This window comes from Phragmitibacter flavus, assembly GCF_005780165.1.
Taxonomy (GTDB): domain Bacteria; phylum Verrucomicrobiota; class Verrucomicrobiia; order Verrucomicrobiales; family Verrucomicrobiaceae; genus Phragmitibacter; species Phragmitibacter flavus.
The window spans coordinates 1-15,605 of sequence record NZ_VAUV01000030.1 but is presented as its reverse complement, the minus strand read 5'-3'; the positions used below and the strand labels follow the sequence as shown (position 1 = coordinate 15,605).

Here is a 15,605-nt window from a genome sequence, read left to right as displayed (position 1 = left end):
CCTCAAACCCTCAAACCCTCAAACCCTCAAACCCTCCATCTCCATCAACACTCCCACCCACTCCACCAGCCTCCTCGCCGAATTCGTGTCCTTCAACCGCCCGGGATCCAGCGACAACACAAAACGATACTGTCCGCCCTCATACTTCATCGTCGCCCCCAACGCCCGAAACCAGTCCAACACCGAATAGTTGTCCGGCAACACAAACCCAAAAAACTCCCTCACCCCCATCTGATAAGCCCTCACCCACACCAACGCCAGCAGCAGTGTTCCAATCCCCCGGTGCTGAGCCTCATCCGCCACCACCAGCGACACCTCCGCCGCCTCCGGCCATTCCTCACTCCGCCAATAAGAACCACCGCCATATCCCGGCTCCCCCAATCGCTCCGGATCCTGTGCCAGCCACGTCTCATGCACCCCCGGCTCCGAATTCAAAAACCGCTGCAACAACTGCTCCGACACCCCCTCCCTCCGACTCCAAAACCGGTAATACCGCGAATCCGGTGACAAGCGCCGAAACGCCTCCATGACCGCCTCCCGATCCTCCTCCACCAAAGGCCGGATCAGCACCGGGGCTCCATCGGCAAGATAAACGGTTGCCACCATAGCTCACCCCTCCCCCACCATCCCCAAAAACATCTCCTCAAGACGCTGACCCTGCACCGCATTCTGCGCCCGCAACTCATCCATCGTGCCCAACGCAATGATCTTGCCATGATGCAAGATCCCGATCCGATCCGCCAGCTCCTCCGCCACGTTCAACAAATGCGTGCTCATCAACACCGTCATTCCCTCCCGGCTGCGCTGCTTCAACTCCTTCTTCACAATCCGCGCATGCACCGGATCAAGACCCACCATCGGCTCATCAATGATAAAAACCTTCGGCTCATGCAACAGCGCTGTCGCAATCGCCAGCCTCTGCCGCGTCCCCAAACTCAAATTCTCAATCCGCTGATGCGCGCAGGAAGCCAAATGGAATTTCGCAAACAACTCCTCGCCCAAAGCCTCTGACCGCGCCTCGTCCATCTCAAAAATGTCCGCAATGAAACGCATGAACTCCAGCGCCGTCAGCTTCTCATAAAACACCGCCACATCCGGCACATACGCCATCAGCGCCTTCGCCTTCAAGGGTTCCTCCTGAATGTCGAATCCCCCCAGCCGCACCCTCCCGCCTACCGGCTCCAGCAACCCAGTCAGCAGCTTGATCGCCGTCGTCTTGCCCGCCCCGTTCGGACCCAAAAACGCAAAAAACTCCCCCTGTGGAATGGACAGCGAAAGACTGTCCAAAGCACGGAAGTCTCCGTAATCCATCGTCAAATCCTCAATCTCAATCATGCAATGCGAAAAAATTATTCCGGTTCCTCTTCCTCCTCATCAGGGTATTCGGGCGCGAGCCCGTGAATGAGCTGCTCCATCACCCGATATCCTTCCGGCAAGTCCACCAACGCCAGCTCCCCCACCTCCGTAAAAAACGCCTTCACCTTCCACTGCGCCATCAACGTCGCGATGGCCTCCACCACATAACCCTGCCGACGCTGACCGCCAAAATTCATCGACCCTTCGCGCGCCGTCAGCGTCAGCCACTGGTCCTTTGTCTCCGCAGCTTCCTTAAGTCGCGCCTGATTGCTCCCCATCATCTGCGCCACCATCGGCCCCACCAGTTGGTCATCCATCACCACCATGCCCTGTTGCTTCAACTCAAACTTCGGCATCGCATCCCCCGGCTTCCACTCAAAACTGAAAACCCGGTCCTCATCCGGGATCCGCACCTGCCCATTGACCGAACGCAGATCAGACATTCCCTCCACCAGCATGTTCATTCGCCACACCACCCGTCCCACCACCTGATCAAAAGTCCCCGGCTCCATCGTTCCCTGAATCTTCACCATGTAATCGTCCTCCGCCCGGCCCGTGTTTCTCGACCTTCCAACCGGAACCTGACTGATCATCACCGGTCCCACTTTCTGCTCGCCCCGATACAGCACCCAAGTGCTGGACGACAGCTGCTGCTCCAAAAACATTTTGAACACCATTGAAGGCGGCACTTTCTCAAACATCGAACCTTCGGGAAAATAAACCACCCTCAGCAACAACGCCGTCATCACCACCCAAAAAAGCAGAACACCTAAAACCAGCGCACGCAACATCCCTAAGAAATACGCCCGCCATCACCAAAATCGCAAGCCTCGATTCACCCGTCCCCGATTTTACTGCTCTTTGTTGCTTTCCTTCACGCAACCCCTGCGCTTTACTTGCTTTCTACTCGCCCACTACATTCACCCACTCACTCAACAACCATGGAATTCCTACCCATCATCCTCATCGGCGGTGCCGTCGTTCTCGGGATCATTTTCCTCCTCATCGTCGCCAAGTTCTTCAACCTCTGGCTGCGCGCCCGCGTCTCCAACGCCCCCGTCAGCATCCCCACCCTCATCGCCATGTGGCTGCGCGGCGTCCCCAACGCCCTGATCGTTGACACCCGCATCACCGCAGGCAAGGCAGGCATCAACATCAGCACCGACCTCCTCGAAGCCCACTACCTCGCCGGTGGCAATGTCACCCACGTCGTTCTCGCCCTCATCGCCGCCGCCAAAGCCGGCATGAACCTCGACTTCAACCGCGCCTGCGCCATCGACCTTGCCTGCAAAGGCACCAGCAAAACCGTCATCGAAGCCGTCCGCACCTCCATCAACCCCAAAGTCATCGACTGCCCCTCCGCTGAAATGGGCAAAGGCGGCAAAATCGACGCCGTCGCCCGCGATGGCATCTCCCTCCGCGTCCGCGCCCGCGTCACCGTCCGCACCAACCTCGACCGCTTCATCGGCGGTGCCACCGAAGAGACCGTCATCGCCCGCGTCGGCGAAGGCATCGTCACCTCCATCGGCTCCGCCCTCAGCTACAAAAACGTCCTCGAAAATCCCGATGGCATCTCCAAGGTCGTTCTCCAAAAAGGCGTCGACACCGGCACCGCTTTTGAAATCATCTCCATTGATATTGCCGACATCGACGTGGGCGAAAACGTCGGAGCCAAACTGCAGGCCGACCAGGCTGAAACCGACAAAAAAATCGCCCAGGCCAACGCCGAGGTGCGCCGCGCCGCCGCCGTCGCCGTCGAACAGGAAATGTCCGCCCGCACCCAGGAAATGCGCGCCAAAGTGGTCGAAGCCGAATCCGAAATCCCCATGGCCATCGCCGAAGCCTTCCGCAACGGCAACCTTGGCATCATGGACTACGCCCGCTACCGCAACATCAGCGCCGACACCGACATGCGCGAAAGCATTGCCGGTGAAAACCCTGGTGCCAATCCCGGCCACTAAATTTACTCACGCCTGCTGGCAATCCGAAACGATTGCCAGGAGGTAATGTCCCCACTCCACCAGCCATGCCGACGTTGATCGCCAACTCATCGGGATTTGATCTCCAGCAGATCATCTTCGTCGTGGTTTTTGTTGTCATCGGCTTTGTCCAGTGGGTCTACAAACTCTGGCAGGAAAAGCAGGAACAGGCCAAACGCGAACGCCAGCCCCCACCCAGTTCCGAAGAACTCGAGGCCCGTCGTCGTGCCCGCCAGCTGCAAACCACCGGCAACGCCCCTTCGTCGTCCCCCAACCGGCCGTCGCCCCCGCCGATGCCATCCAGTCCCACGCCTTCCGCTCCACAGCCTCAACCCGGTGGACTCGGCGACCTCATCGAAACCTTCCGCAAAGCCATGGAAGAGCAGCAGGCCCCCAGGTCCGCACCGGCTCCTCCGCCACCGCCTCTTCCTACGCCGCCTCAACGTCAAGTTCACACCCCCGCCCCGCCCCAACGATCCGTCCCTGCTGCCCCGGTCACCCCTCTTCAAGTCGAAGCCCGCACCGCCTATACCCTTCAGCCTGCCAAGCCCGCCCCTACCAACAAAGGCTTCGACGATAACCGCCCTGTCGGCGTCGCCTACGACGCCAAGGCTTCCCGGGTCCACCCCCTCACCGAATACCTTCGCAGCACCGGCGGCTATCGCAAAGCCTTTATCTTGAAGGAAATTCTCGACGCCCCCAAAGCCCTTCAAAAATCCCCCTGGCCGGTGGATTGAATGAGTAACAAAGTAGAAGGCTCGTCCCGAGCCTTTCAAATACACCAAGGCTCGGGACGAGCCTTCTACTTTCTCAGGACCATTCCCCCGCCTTCTCCCGCGCCCAGCGGTCCGCTTCGAGAATCGTCTCCAAATCGGGATGCGCCACCTGATCATGCGCCTGCATCACCCGCTCCACCAATTCCCAAATCCCCGGGAACTTGATCCGCCCCTGTAAAAACGCTTCCACCGCCACCTCATTCGCCGCATTCAACACCGCTGGCAGCGTCCCCCCCGCCTCCCCCGCCTCACGCGCCAACCGCAACGCCGGAAAAACGTCCACCCGCGGCGCTTCAAAATGCAGAGAGGCCAGTTTTGCAAAATCCAACGGCTGCAACGAATTCACCACCCGCTGCGGCCAGGTGACGGCATACTGAATCGGAAAACACATGTCCGAGTGACTCAGCTGCGCCAGCACCGAACTGTCCACAAACTCCACCATGCTGTGCACAATGCTCTGCGGATGCACAATCACATCCACACGGCTCATCGGCACATCAAACAACCACCGAGCCTCGATCATTTCCAACCCCTTGTTGAACAAGGTGGCTGAATCAATCGTGATCTTGGTCCCCATCGTCCAGGTCGGATGTTTCAACGCCTGCGCCACCGTCACGCTGGCCAGCGATTCCGCCGGTGCTTCACGAAACGGACCCCCACTCGCCGTCAAAATCAGCCGCCGCACCTCGCTGGAGGATCGCCCTTCCAGACACTGGAAAATCGCGTTGTGCTCACTGTCCACCGGCAACACCGCCACGCCTTTTTCGCGCGCTGCGCCCATCACCGCCTCCCCCGCCATCACCAAAATTTCCTTCGAAGCCACCGCCAGATCCATCCCTTTTTCAATCGCCTCCAGGGTCGGACGCAAGCCTGCCGTCCCCACAATTGCCACCAGCACCATGTCGGCCTCCGACTGACGCACCAGCTCCACCAACCCCTCGTCCCCGGCAAACACCTCCACGTCCTTGGGCAGAAGTTCACGAGCCCGCACCGCCGCCGCCGCATCCGTCACTGCCACCTGCTTCACCCCCGTTTCCGCCACTTGGGCCACAAGAGTGTCCACACTCGACCGCGCCGCCAGACCAACGATCTCCATGTGGTCAGGCACATCCTTCGCCACCTTCAACGCGCTGTGCCCGATCGACCCCGTCGAACCTAGCACCAGCACCTTGCGCCGCCTCACCGCAGGTCCTGTCCCATTGCCATCGCCAGTCGTTCCCCTCATGCGAATAAAATGATAAAAAGATAAACCACCGGAACGGTAAACAACAGGCTGTCGGTGAGATCAAGAATGCCGCCAATGCCCGGCAGTTTGTGCCCTGAATCCTTGATATGATGGCATCGCTTTAAAACCGACTCCGCCAGATCGCCCATCACCCCCAACACCGCGATAAAGGGTGCCAATGCCATCGCTTCAAAATTTCCGAAGGGCTCCAGAGTCCCCGGCTCCAACACCAGCAGCATGATCGCCATCCCGAGGCACGAGGAGAAAACCGCACCGCCAAACCCCTCCCAGGTCTTCGCCGGACTGATGTGCGGCACCATCTTGTGTTTGCCCAGCCACGAGCCAAAGAGATAGGCCCCCATGTCTCCAAATTTCGTCACCAAGATCACCGTCAACACCAGCATCGACCCGTTTGCCGCCTCACCGGCCAGCAGCAATTTGGCCATGAATCCCCACAGAAAAATGGTATACACCATCGCGAAAAATCCATTGAACACCCGGCGCAGCGTCTTCTCCCCCTCCAGCCCCTGACGGAACGCCATGAAAAACACTGCCTGACCACCGATCACCAACAATGCCGCATCCAGCCACCATAACGCCGCCCCCACATTCTCCGTGAAAGCATACCATCCCAACAACGCTGCCCAGTAACCCGCCGAAAGAATCACCACCAGTTTGGAATAAGCACCAGCACCCTCATCCTCACGCTGCAACCGCACATATTCCCACGTGCCCAGCACCCCCACCACCGCCATCATCCCCAGTAACAACCAGTCCAAATCCAGCCACAAGGCCACGGTCAAGGTTGCCCACAAAAAAACCGTGCTCACCAAACGCGATAAAAACACCTTCCCCTTTGAGGGAGAGGTGGCAGGTGGGACCGGGGACATGACATCGGGCATCAACCTACCAAAGCAACACTAGGCGCGATGCGCAAACAACTCTTTTGCGCTTCTCACACGAAATCATCCAGGACAACTCATCTCTGTTTCTGACTCGATCAAGCCGTCAGGCACCGATCCCAACTCTCAATCCTTGCGCGGTGCCGACAACGCCTTGTGATCCTTGTTCAGCTTCTCCAGCTTCGCCGACATGTCCTTGACCTGTTGCTGCAAACCATTGTGACGCGACTCCTGCTCATTCAGTTTCGACCGCGCCGGTTGCAGCACTCCGTCAAAATGCGCATAAACGACCCGCAGTTCATCCCCCAAATGCACTTCCAGCTTCTCGCGCAGTTCCTTTTTCGCTAGAGCAAGTTTCTCATCAACCGCCGTCGTCAACTTCAGCAACTTGGCACCCGATTTCTTCCACAACACCCATCCCACCACCGCGCCAACCAGCGCCAGTGCCGCGCCCACCATCTTCCAACCATCCGCATCCAAAGATTCATTTGCCAGCCGTGGTGCCAGTCCGCCCAGCGCGCCGCCGCCCATCACCAACAACACCGCCGCCAATACCGCGAAAAACGCCAGCCGACTGCTCTCCTGCCAACCCGGCTGCAACAGCGACTCCAACTTCAACCCTCGCGCGATCTCCCGGTGCAACTCCTCGAGCCGTTCTTTAAACCGCCGTTTGTGGGCGTCCCAAAAAGCTGGCTCCGGCTTCAAGCCCGTCTCCGGCAGCTCGACCTTCAGCCGATCCCGCACCGCCGTGCCAAACTGCATCGACGAATGCTCCACATCATCCTCCAAAATCAACGCCGCATGCTCCCAGCGCTTCGTTCCCGTCGACAACGCCTCCTCAATCAACTTCTGCTCCATCCCATCCGTCGACCAAGTCTTTTTGGAAAAGAAATAAGCCAACGCGTTGCCCGGCACATGTCCCTCACGCAGTCGATTCACCAATCCCGCTGAAGCCTGCGAAAAATCACTCACCGTGCCCTCCAGTGTCGGACCAAACTTCGCCTGCGTGCGCGCCTGCACACTGCTCAAACTGTGCTCCAGCCCCTTCAGAATTCGCTTCCGCTCCTCCTGCTCCTCATCGCGACCACCCACCAGCTTTTTCAACGAAACCAAAATGTCCTGCGCGATCTTCATTGCCATCCCCAGCTTGCCCACCCGCGATCCCGCCGATCCGATGCTCTTCGAAATGTGCTCCTCCAAGGCCGTGAACCCGCTCTCCGCCAGCAACCGTTCCCGATCCAATCCCGAACTGCGCGCCAAAAACGCCTTCTTCCCCGACACTGGAAACAGCACGAACTCCCGTCCAAAACGCTGTTTGCAAAGCTGTTTCATATACGACTGGATCGCCTCCAGCTCCTCCGGTGCCCGCAAATCACACTGCTGCAGCACAAACACCACATTGCGCATCCAGGTCCGATGCACCTTCTCCAAAAACTGCCAGGCCGAGGCCCCCCACGGATTCATCGCCGAGAACACAAAAATCACCATGTCGGCCGACGGCATGAACCGCTCGGTGATCTCCTGGTGCTCGCTCTCAATCGAGTTGGTCCCCGGAGTATCCACCACATGGAAATCCTTCAAAAAATCCGCCGGAACATGCACCTCCTCCAGCGTGTCACTGATGGGCACCCGCTTGAGCTTGGTGCCATGCTTGAAAAAATGAATCTTGTCGGTCGTCGGCATGACCCCTGTGCGACAAAATTCCTCGCCAAACAGCGCATTCAAGAACGTCGACTTGCCAACGTTCACCTCACCCGTCACCACAAACACGAACGGATCGCGTAAACTATGGCTGAGGTTGTCCATCACCGACATCTGACGCGTCTCCGCGCCGACCTCTTTGGCAAGCGATCCCAAATCCTCCAGCACCGCCATCAAGCGGGATCGAACATCAAAATAATCTTTGCCAATCATGCCGTCGCGATTCCGAAGAAACCAAAACCTTCACACAAAACAACTCAACTCAACTCGACTCAGGTCCCGGGAGGCAGCATCAGAGACGGCGGACTGCCCGGCCCCATTCCCTGTGTTGGCGACAAAGGTCCGGGAATGGAAGGCATCGAAGTCGGAGCAACCGGTCCCTCCATCGGAGCAGGAGCAGAAGCCACCGGACGCATCTCCATGTTCAACAACTGGCTCACCGTCACGAACTTGTATCCGCGCGACAGCAATCCATCGAACGTGTTCGGCATCGCATCAATCGTCGCCTGATGGATGTCATGCGCCAGGATGATCGCCCCCGGACGGGCACCTGCCAAAATCCGGCTCGTCACCACCGAAGCACCCGGACGCTTCCAATCCATTGGATCCACCGTCCACATGATCGTCGGATACCCATAATCCCGATGAATCCATTCCTTGATATACTGGTTTGTCGCCCCATACGGCGGCCTCATGGTGCGCATGTGATACCCCGTCATCGCCGTGATCGCCCGCGCCGACTTCGTCAACTGCTCGCGCGCCTTCAACTCCGAAATGGAACTCAAGGAAGGGTGGTCCCACGTGTGATTGCCGATCTCATGACCCTCCGCCAAAATCCGGCGAATGATGTTGGGATGCGCCTGCGCACTGCGCCCAATCACATAAAACGTCGCCTTGATGTTGCGCTCCCTCAGCATGTTCAGCAAACGCGGCGTATGCACCGGATGCGGACCATCATCAAACGTCATCGCCACAAACGGAGCCGTAATGTTCACCCCGTTGTAACTCACCCGTGCCCCCGGAGGCGGAACCTTCGGAATCTGCAAATAATCCGGATTGCGCAATCCACGCTGATAACCAGGACCCTGCGGCTGCGGTTGCTGCTGAACCATTGGCCGCTGAGGCATCATGGGTGGGCGCGACATGGCGCTTTGATCGGCTGTTGAGCAGCCTGTCTGCCCGCTCGCGAGCATCACGCCGAACCAGAGGGATAAATACATGCGTTTGTTGATCACAATGTTGAATGGGGAAAAATTTGCCGAAGAGCGCCGCTACCCTAAGCGAATCGCTCCCGTTGAAAAGCAGGAATTATCAACCAAAAGCCCAAACCCTCACAAAAACCTCACTTGAGCTTCCTCCGTCTGAGCCCATCTGCGTTCATCCAAGCCCATCTGCCTAAAAAAACAGCTTCTCTTTCTTCCTCTTCAAACACAGATGAACTCAGATTTCCACAGATAACCTCAGATCAAAAATTCGTGTTTATTCGTGTCCATTTGCTTCGCTTCGCTCACCCCTTCGGGGCAGCTTTCAGCTGGCTGTCTCGCTACGCTCGGCTGTGGTTAAAAACCTCCCCACGATCGCCCGCAACGACTCCACCGTCTCTTTTGGCCACAATGACTTGTCCGTGATGATCGCATTCTCCAGCGCCCGGTGCTCCGGCCAGTCCGCCACCGTGGGGATGCGCGGAATCACCCGAGCCAGAATCTCCTTCGCCCGCAGCGCATTGGCCATCAAGTGACTGATCACCACCTCAATCGTCACCGGCTCCTCCTCCACTTTCCAGCAATCATAGTCCGTCACCATCGCCAAAGTCGCCAACGCCATCTCCGCCTCCCGCGCCAGCTTCGCCTCCGGCAAATTGGTCATCCCGATCACATCAAACCCCAGCTGACGGTTCGCATTCGACTCCGCCCGCGTCGAAAACGCCGGTCCATCCATGCACACATAAGTCCCGCCATCATGCACCGTCGCGCCCGACTTCTCCGATTCCTCCAACAGCAACCGCCGCAGTCCCTCGCTCACCGGATCCGCAAACGTCACATGCGCCACCATCCCTTTTCCAAAAAACGTGTGATGTTCCCGTCGCGACGTCCGGTCAAAATACTGATCCGGCAAAATGATGTCGCGTGGATGGTAATGCTCCTTCAGACTTCCCACCGCTGTCCCCGCAATCACAACCCGCCCCCCCAGCGACCTCAGCGCATAAATGTTCGCCCGATGATTCAGCTCCGTTGGCAGAATCCGATGCCCCTTGCCATGCCTCGGCAAAAAGAACCCCCGCCGACCCGCAAACATCCCGCTGACAATCTTGTCGGACGGCATCCCGAACGGCGTCTCCACCTCCAATTCCTCCCGATCCGAAAAACCGTCAAGGTCATACAACCCGCTGCCCCCAATGATGCCAATCGCCGGTTCAAGTTCCATCGTCGCAGTCTCACTCATGCGAGACCATCAACCACAACCCACCGTCTCCGTCAACGCCCAGTCCTCATTTACACCCATCTGTGTAAATCTGTGGGTATCTGTGGGCATCTGTGCAAAAAAATTCATGCACGGATTTTCACAGATAGCCACAGATCAGCACAGATAATCATCTGCGTCCCTCCGTGTTCTCTGACGTCAAAAAACTCACACACCGACAAACCTTCTCGCCTCCACCAACGCCTCGTCCAGCTTCGCCACCTCTTTGCCACCGCCACGTGCGAAGTCCGGTTTGCCACCGCCCTTGCCACCCACAATCGGCGCAATCGACTGAATGATCTTGCCCGCCTGAACCTTCCCCTGCAGCTCCTTCGACACCGTCGCCATCAGCACCACATTCCCGCCTTGAGCCGCGCCCAGCACCACCGCGCCCGTGAACAAACTCTTCAACGCTTCCGCCACCGCCATTACATAATCTCCGTCCACATCGCCCAGATTCGCGATGATCGCCTCGCCATTGATCGCACCACTCAAAAGCTCTTTCGCACGACCCGAAGCCTCACGCTGTTGCGCCGCCTTCAGCCCTTTCTCAAGCGCCTTCTGATGCTCCAGCAACGCCACAATCTTCTTCTCCAAATCCGCCGATCCCTGCGCCGTCACCTTGCCCGCCAGCAGCTTCAATAAATCCGCACCCGCTCTCGCCGCCTCATCCGCCGGCAATCCCGCCACTGCCTCAATCCGCCGAACCCCCGCAGCCACCGCGCCCTCGCCCATCAATCGGAACAAGCCGATCTCACCCGTCGCCCGCGTGTGGGTTCCCCCGCAAAGCTCCATGCTGTAACCATTCAAAGCATGCGCCGCGCCGCCGATCTGCACCACGCGCACCTTGTCGCCATACTTCTCGCCAAACAACTGCATGATGCCCGTGTTCGACTTCACTTCCGCATAAGGAACCTCGCTCCAAGAAACCACATCGTTCGCCACAATCCGCTCATTCACCAACCGCTCAATGTCCGCCAGTTGACCCGCCGTCAACGCTGCATTGTTGAAGTCAAACGTCAGCTTGTCCGGCGTCACCGAAGACCCCTTCTGTGTTGCCTCTTTGTTGACCACCTCATGCAAGGCCCAGTGCAACAAGTGAGTCACCGTATGATGACGCTCAATCGCATGCCGACGCGCCGCATCCACCTTAAACGTCACCTCAGTCCCCACCACCGGCACATCTTCCCCGCTGAGGAAATGCAACCACGTGTTGCCCACCTTCGAAGTAGCCGTCACCGGGAACGTATTCGCTCCCACGATGATCTCTCCACTGTCGCCGACCTGACCACCCATCTCCGCATAAGCCGTCGAAGCATCCAGCACCACCGCCGTCTTGTCATTCACCGACACCACTTCCAACACCTTCGCCGACGTCTCCATCAAATCATAACCCACAAACTTCGTCGGCTCCTTCGTCTCGATTTCACTGAGCGAAACCACGTTCTTTTTGATCGCCGCCTTGGCCATCTCCCGCTGCTTGGTCATGAATCCTTCAAAGCCTTTCGTGTCCACCTTCAAACCGCGCTCACGAGCCAGCAACTCCGTCAGATCCAGTGGAAAACCATATGTGTCATACATTTTAAAAGCATCTTCTCCACTCACAGAGGGAGACACTTCATACTTCCGCCAAGCACCATTTCTAAAGTCTTCTCCAGTCCACTTCTCAATTGGCCCCTGTTTTTTACTGATGGCGAACATGTCCCAGTCCTCTTTGGACATCATTGTGTTCTTACCCGGACGTGTCATCTGCATACCGATCTCTGTAAACGCCTGAAACAACGCCCGAGGGTAAACTTCCTCCTCAAACAAAACCATCCCCTTATCCAACGTCCGGTTGAAGCTCTCCTCCTCCATCTTCAACACCGCCTTCACCTGCTCCTGCTTCACGCGGATCTCCGGGAACACCTCCCCCATGTGCTTCACCAAAACATCCACCAATTTGTAAAAGAACGGCTCCGTAAACCCAAGCGTGCGACCATACTTCACCGCGCGACGCAAAATCCGTCGCAACGTGTAATTCCGATCCGACGACCCCGGCTGAATGCCATCCGCAATCGCAAAGCTCAAGGTCCGGATGTGATCTGCAATCACCCGAAACGCCACATCAATTTTCTCCTGCTCCGTCTCCCCCGTGCTGCCCGCTTTTGGCAAAGTGCTCTGATAGGTCTTGCCGCTCATGCGTGACAACTCATCAAAAATCGGCTTGAACACATCCGTGTCGTAATTGCTAATCTTCGCGTTCTCAAAATCCGTGAAATTTTTCGTCCCTTGAATAATGCTCGTCACCCGCTCAAACCCCATTCCCGTGTCCACATGCTGCGCCGGCAATTTGCTGAACGTCCCGTCCGCATTCGCATTGAACTCAATGAACACGTTGTTCCAGATCTCAATGCAGCTCGCATCACTGCCATTCACCAGCAACGCCCCGGCCTTCTGCCGATCGACATCCAACTCAATCGGACCCGGCGTCAAATCCACGTGGATCTCCGTGCAAGGACCACACGGACCCGTGTCCGCCATCATCCAAAAATTGTCCTTCTTGTTGCCGTTGACGATATGGATCTCCGGATCCAGCCCCACGCTGCGAAACTTCTCCGCCCAATATCCCCAGGCCTCCTCATCGCGCTCTGCCGGATCGCCCTTTGCCTTGTCCGGTTGGTAAATCGTGGCATACACCCGCGTCGCCGGAAACTTCCAACGCTCAATCACCAGCTCCCATGCCCAGTCGATCGCCTCCTTCTTAAAGTAGTCCCCAAAACTCCAGTTCCCCAACATCTCAAAAAACGTGTGGTGATACGTGTCCAGCCCCACATCCTCCAAATCGTTGTGTTTGCCGCCCGCGCGAATGCATTTCTGCGTGTCCGCCGCCCGCGTCGGCAATCCCTTGCTCAACACGCCCGGCCAGGTGTCCACATCTGCATGCCGCTCACCCAGGAAAATCGGCACAAACTGATTCATCCCCGCATTGGTAAAAATCCGCGCCCCATCCCGGCTCGTGTAGCCAACATTGTCACTCGGCACAATCGTGTGCTGCTTCTCCTTGAAGAATTCGAGGAACGATTGACGAATCTGAGCGGAAGTAGGAGCAGGAACGTTGGCAGACATGACAGAATAAAAAACGGGCCGGGAAAGTAGCCGCTCCTGCAAAAAGGTAAAGCCCGTCCTCGATTCAGCCCAAAGTAGAAGGTCCGTCCCGGGCCTTTCAGTCGCTCTCAACTCCGAATCAACATCCACCCTCCCCCTCATGCTACGATTGAAGAGATATTGAATCTGGATGCCCAAGGAAAACGCAAAAAAAGATGTGACAATGCTTTGCATCAACAGTTTCCCGCGTATTCTCGCGTGGCAAACTCGTGCTGATGCGGCTCCTGAATACATCAGCCACGTTTGTGCCCCCCGTGTGCTCCCCATTTCATCCATGGCATCTGATCTGATTCCAGTTTTAGAATCTGACGAGTCCCTCCTGCACAAAGCAGGCAAGGGAGATGCCAAGGCGTTCGGAAAGCTCTACGACCGGATGTCGCCCCCCCTCTTCGGCCTGCTTCGCCAGATTCTCGGCGATGAAAAGGACGCCGAAGACACCCTCCAGGATGGCTTCGTCTACCTCTGGCAGAAAGCCTCCTCCTACGACTCCAACAAAAGCAAGGCCTTCACCTGGGCAGTGATGATCTTCCGCAACAAGGCCATCGACAAGCTTCGCGCCCGGGGCCGCCGCGCCAAAGCCTCCGAAGCCGTCGCCCTGGAACAGGCCATCGTCACCCCCACGCCCGCCTCCCCCATCAATCACGAAATCGGCCTTCACGAACGCGCCTCTCTGCTGCGCAACGCCCTCCATCTGCTACCCGAACAACAACGCCGCCTCATCGAATTTGCTTTCCTCAGCGGCGAAACTCACGAAACCATTGCCCAGAAACTCGACATGCCACTTGGCACCGTCAAGACCAACATCCGTCGCGGCATGCTGCGCCTGCGCGACCTCATGAAAGGAGGCGAAGATGACTGAAGAACAACAAACTCTCGCCGCCCTCCATGCTCTCGGTGCCCTCCTGCCCGAAGAGGCTCAAGCCTTCGAACAAGCCATGGCAGCCAATGCCGAGTTGCGTCGCGAATTCGACGAACTTGCCCAGACTGCCGCCGACTTCGGTCGACTGGTCACTCCGGTTGCTCCTCCCGATAGCATCAAATCGCGAATTTTCGAAGAGATCACCAAACCCACGAACACCGACGAGCCCGACAACGAAGGTGGTTCCGACGATCCACCTTTTACGTCTGCCGCCTGGTCCATTCTTTCATGGGGCCTGGCTGCCGCGTTTGCCGTCACCACCTCCTGGTTGTGGTCCGAGCGCGACCGTCTCCAAAAAGACGTCAACAACATCGCCACCAACGAAGCCAAGGCTCGCGAACAACTCGAAGGAATCACCAACGAACTCGCCAAGTGGAAACAAAAGACGGCTTTGGCCAAGATGGAGATCGCCACACTGCAAAGCACCGTGACCGAATTCCAGGAGGGCGTTGCTGTCGTGGTTTGGAATGCCGAAAAACAGGAAGGCATTCTCAAACTCGAAAAAATGCCTCCGGTTCAAGCCAACAAGGATTACCAGCTCTGGGTCGTCGATCCGAAGAAAAAGGATCCTGTTGATGCCGGCGTCGTTCGTCTGGACGCCAATGGATTTGCCAAAATCGAATTCAAGCCCATCGACATCATCAGCGAGGCCACCAAGTTTGCCCTCAGCATTGAGCGCGAAGGCGGGGTCCCCAAAGGCGAAGGTCCAATCGTCCTGATCGGCCCCTAGTCATTTTTTTGGAGTGCGGTGCTTTGCACCGCTTTGGATCTAATCCCATTTCACTGTTTAAATCATCGGAACTTTCGCCCCAAAGGGGCATCCTATCGTAGCCCAGGGCAGCGCCCTGGGTCCCGTTGCCCCTGGGTTTAAGCCCTGTAAGGGCGCCCTAATCTCGTGAGGCAACCAAGCCCTGGCTAAATCCTTGCCTCAATTCCGCAAATTTCAAAAGGCTGAATGGTATAACACACTTGTTTAGGCCAAAGCGACGAAGATTGTCGCACTCCAAAAGCCCCCCTGTTGCCTCAAAAATTTTGACACCGGGGGCGGGGTGGATGGGCGGAGGAAAAAAGGTCGTTGACTCAAAAAGGATGACACCGGCAACCCATACCCATGCCGATGAGTCAAAAAGTCCGAGAAGA

The 15,605-nt window shown here is 57.4% G+C and carries 14 protein-coding genes; 4 read left to right on the top strand and 10 right to left on the bottom strand.

Annotated elements, in window-relative coordinates; all coding sequences use genetic code 11:
- Positions 1–18: 18 nt before the first annotated feature.
- Genes FEM03_RS23755 through FEM03_RS23745 form a run of 3 tightly spaced genes read right to left on the bottom strand, consistent with a single transcriptional unit; the run spans position 19 to position 2,147 of the window.
- Positions 19–606: a GNAT family N-acetyltransferase gene (locus tag FEM03_RS23755; protein ID WP_138088869.1), complete on the bottom strand. Its 588-nt coding sequence runs from the start codon at positions 604–606 to the stop codon at positions 19–21.
- Between the two features lie 3 nt (positions 607–609).
- On the bottom strand, positions 610–1,335 hold the full coding sequence (locus FEM03_RS23750) for an ABC transporter ATP-binding protein (RefSeq protein WP_138088867.1): 726 nt from the start codon (positions 1,333–1,335) through the stop codon (positions 610–612).
- Between the two features lie 14 nt (positions 1,336–1,349).
- Positions 1,350–2,147 carry a hypothetical protein gene (locus FEM03_RS23745; protein WP_138088865.1) on the bottom strand — a complete coding sequence of 266 codons (798 nt, stop codon included), beginning with the start codon at positions 2,145–2,147 and terminating at the stop codon, positions 1,350–1,352.
- Positions 2,148–2,297: 150 nt separating this feature from the next.
- On the opposite strand from FEM03_RS23745, the gene floA reads away from it, so the two are divergent.
- Positions 2,298–3,317 (top strand): flotillin-like protein FloA, encoded by a 1,020-nt coding sequence (gene floA / locus FEM03_RS23740; protein ID WP_138088862.1) that lies wholly within the window; start codon positions 2,298–2,300, stop codon positions 3,315–3,317.
- A gap of 65 nt (positions 3,318–3,382) precedes the next feature.
- Complete coding sequence (locus FEM03_RS23735) at positions 3,383–4,072, top strand: hypothetical protein (protein WP_138088860.1); 690 nt, start codon at positions 3,383–3,385, stop codon at positions 4,070–4,072.
- A 73-nt stretch (positions 4,073–4,145) separates the two neighbouring features.
- Here FEM03_RS23735 and FEM03_RS23730 read toward each other — a convergent pair whose 3' ends face one another.
- The 6 genes from FEM03_RS23730 to alaS form a co-directional block, all read right to left on the bottom strand.
- The gene (locus FEM03_RS23730; RefSeq protein ID WP_138088859.1) at positions 4,146–5,336 is read right to left on the bottom strand and encodes a 1-deoxy-D-xylulose-5-phosphate reductoisomerase; all 1,191 of its coding nucleotides are present in this window, start codon (positions 5,334–5,336) and stop codon (positions 4,146–4,148) included.
- Positions 5,333–6,226, bottom strand: a complete 894-nt coding sequence (locus FEM03_RS23725; RefSeq protein ID WP_166443103.1) for a phosphatidate cytidylyltransferase — start codon at positions 6,224–6,226, stop codon at positions 5,333–5,335. Before FEM03_RS23725 ends, FEM03_RS23730 begins: the two co-directional genes overlap by 4 nt.
- A gap of 138 nt (positions 6,227–6,364) precedes the next feature.
- The gene (locus FEM03_RS23720) at positions 6,365–8,152 is read right to left on the bottom strand and encodes a dynamin family protein (protein ID WP_138088856.1); all 1,788 of its coding nucleotides are present in this window, start codon (positions 8,150–8,152) and stop codon (positions 6,365–6,367) included.
- Positions 8,153–8,211: 59 nt separating this feature from the next.
- The gene (locus FEM03_RS23715) at positions 8,212–9,084 is read right to left on the bottom strand and encodes a polysaccharide deacetylase family protein (protein ID WP_240772894.1); all 873 of its coding nucleotides are present in this window, start codon (positions 9,082–9,084) and stop codon (positions 8,212–8,214) included.
- A 382-nt stretch (positions 9,085–9,466) separates the two neighbouring features.
- Positions 9,467–10,381 carry an S-methyl-5'-thioadenosine phosphorylase gene (gene mtnP / locus FEM03_RS23710; RefSeq protein WP_240772893.1) on the bottom strand — a complete coding sequence of 305 codons (915 nt, stop codon included), beginning with the start codon at positions 10,379–10,381 and terminating at the stop codon, positions 9,467–9,469.
- Between the two features lie 186 nt (positions 10,382–10,567).
- Positions 10,568–13,507, bottom strand: coding sequence for an alanine--tRNA ligase (gene alaS / locus FEM03_RS25450; RefSeq protein WP_138088855.1), 2,940 nt, complete (start codon positions 13,505–13,507; stop codon positions 10,568–10,570).
- A 313-nt stretch (positions 13,508–13,820) separates the two neighbouring features.
- On the opposite strand from alaS, the gene FEM03_RS23700 reads away from it, so the two are divergent.
- Positions 13,821–14,405, top strand: coding sequence for an RNA polymerase sigma factor (locus FEM03_RS23700; RefSeq protein ID WP_166443102.1), 585 nt, complete (start codon positions 13,821–13,823; stop codon positions 14,403–14,405).
- Positions 14,398–15,195, top strand: coding sequence for an anti-sigma factor (locus FEM03_RS23695; RefSeq protein ID WP_138088851.1), 798 nt, complete (start codon positions 14,398–14,400; stop codon positions 15,193–15,195). Before FEM03_RS23700 ends, FEM03_RS23695 begins: the two co-directional genes overlap by 8 nt.
- A gap of 157 nt (positions 15,196–15,352) precedes the next feature.
- Here FEM03_RS23695 and FEM03_RS24875 read toward each other — a convergent pair.
- On the bottom strand, positions 15,353–15,605 hold a 253-nt coding region (locus tag FEM03_RS24875), incomplete at its 5' end, for a hypothetical protein (protein WP_206171128.1).

Coding starts and splice junctions, on each gene's coding strand:
- FEM03_RS23755 (WP_138088869.1), bottom strand. CDS start 606: ATGGTGGCAACCGTTTATCTTGCCGATGGAGCCCCGGTGCTGATCCGG.
- FEM03_RS23750 (WP_138088867.1), bottom strand. CDS start 1,335: ATGATTGAGATTGAGGATTTGACGATGGATTACGGAGACTTCCGTGCT.
- FEM03_RS23745 (WP_138088865.1), bottom strand. CDS start 2,147: ATGTTGCGTGCGCTGGTTTTAGGTGTTCTGCTTTTTTGGGTGGTGATG.
- floA (WP_138088862.1), top strand. CDS start 2,298: ATGGAATTCCTACCCATCATCCTCATCGGCGGTGCCGTCGTTCTCGGG.
- FEM03_RS23735 (WP_138088860.1), top strand. CDS start 3,383: ATGCCGACGTTGATCGCCAACTCATCGGGATTTGATCTCCAGCAGATC.
- FEM03_RS23730 (WP_138088859.1), bottom strand. CDS start 5,336: ATGAGGGGAACGACTGGCGATGGCAATGGGACAGGACCTGCGGTGAGG.
- FEM03_RS23725 (WP_166443103.1), bottom strand. CDS start 6,226: ATGTCCCCGGTCCCACCTGCCACCTCTCCCTCAAAGGGGAAGGTGTTT.
- FEM03_RS23720 (WP_138088856.1), bottom strand. CDS start 8,152: ATGATTGGCAAAGATTATTTTGATGTTCGATCCCGCTTGATGGCGGTG.
- FEM03_RS23715 (WP_240772894.1), bottom strand. CDS start 9,084: ATGTCGCGCCCACCCATGATGCCTCAGCGGCCAATGGTTCAGCAGCAA.
- mtnP (WP_240772893.1), bottom strand. CDS start 10,381: ATGAGTGAGACTGCGACGATGGAACTTGAACCGGCGATTGGCATCATT.
- alaS (WP_138088855.1), bottom strand. CDS start 13,507: ATGTCTGCCAACGTTCCTGCTCCTACTTCCGCTCAGATTCGTCAATCG.
- FEM03_RS23700 (WP_166443102.1), top strand. CDS start 13,821: ATGGCATCTGATCTGATTCCAGTTTTAGAATCTGACGAGTCCCTCCTG.
- FEM03_RS23695 (WP_138088851.1), top strand. CDS start 14,398: ATGACTGAAGAACAACAAACTCTCGCCGCCCTCCATGCTCTCGGTGCC.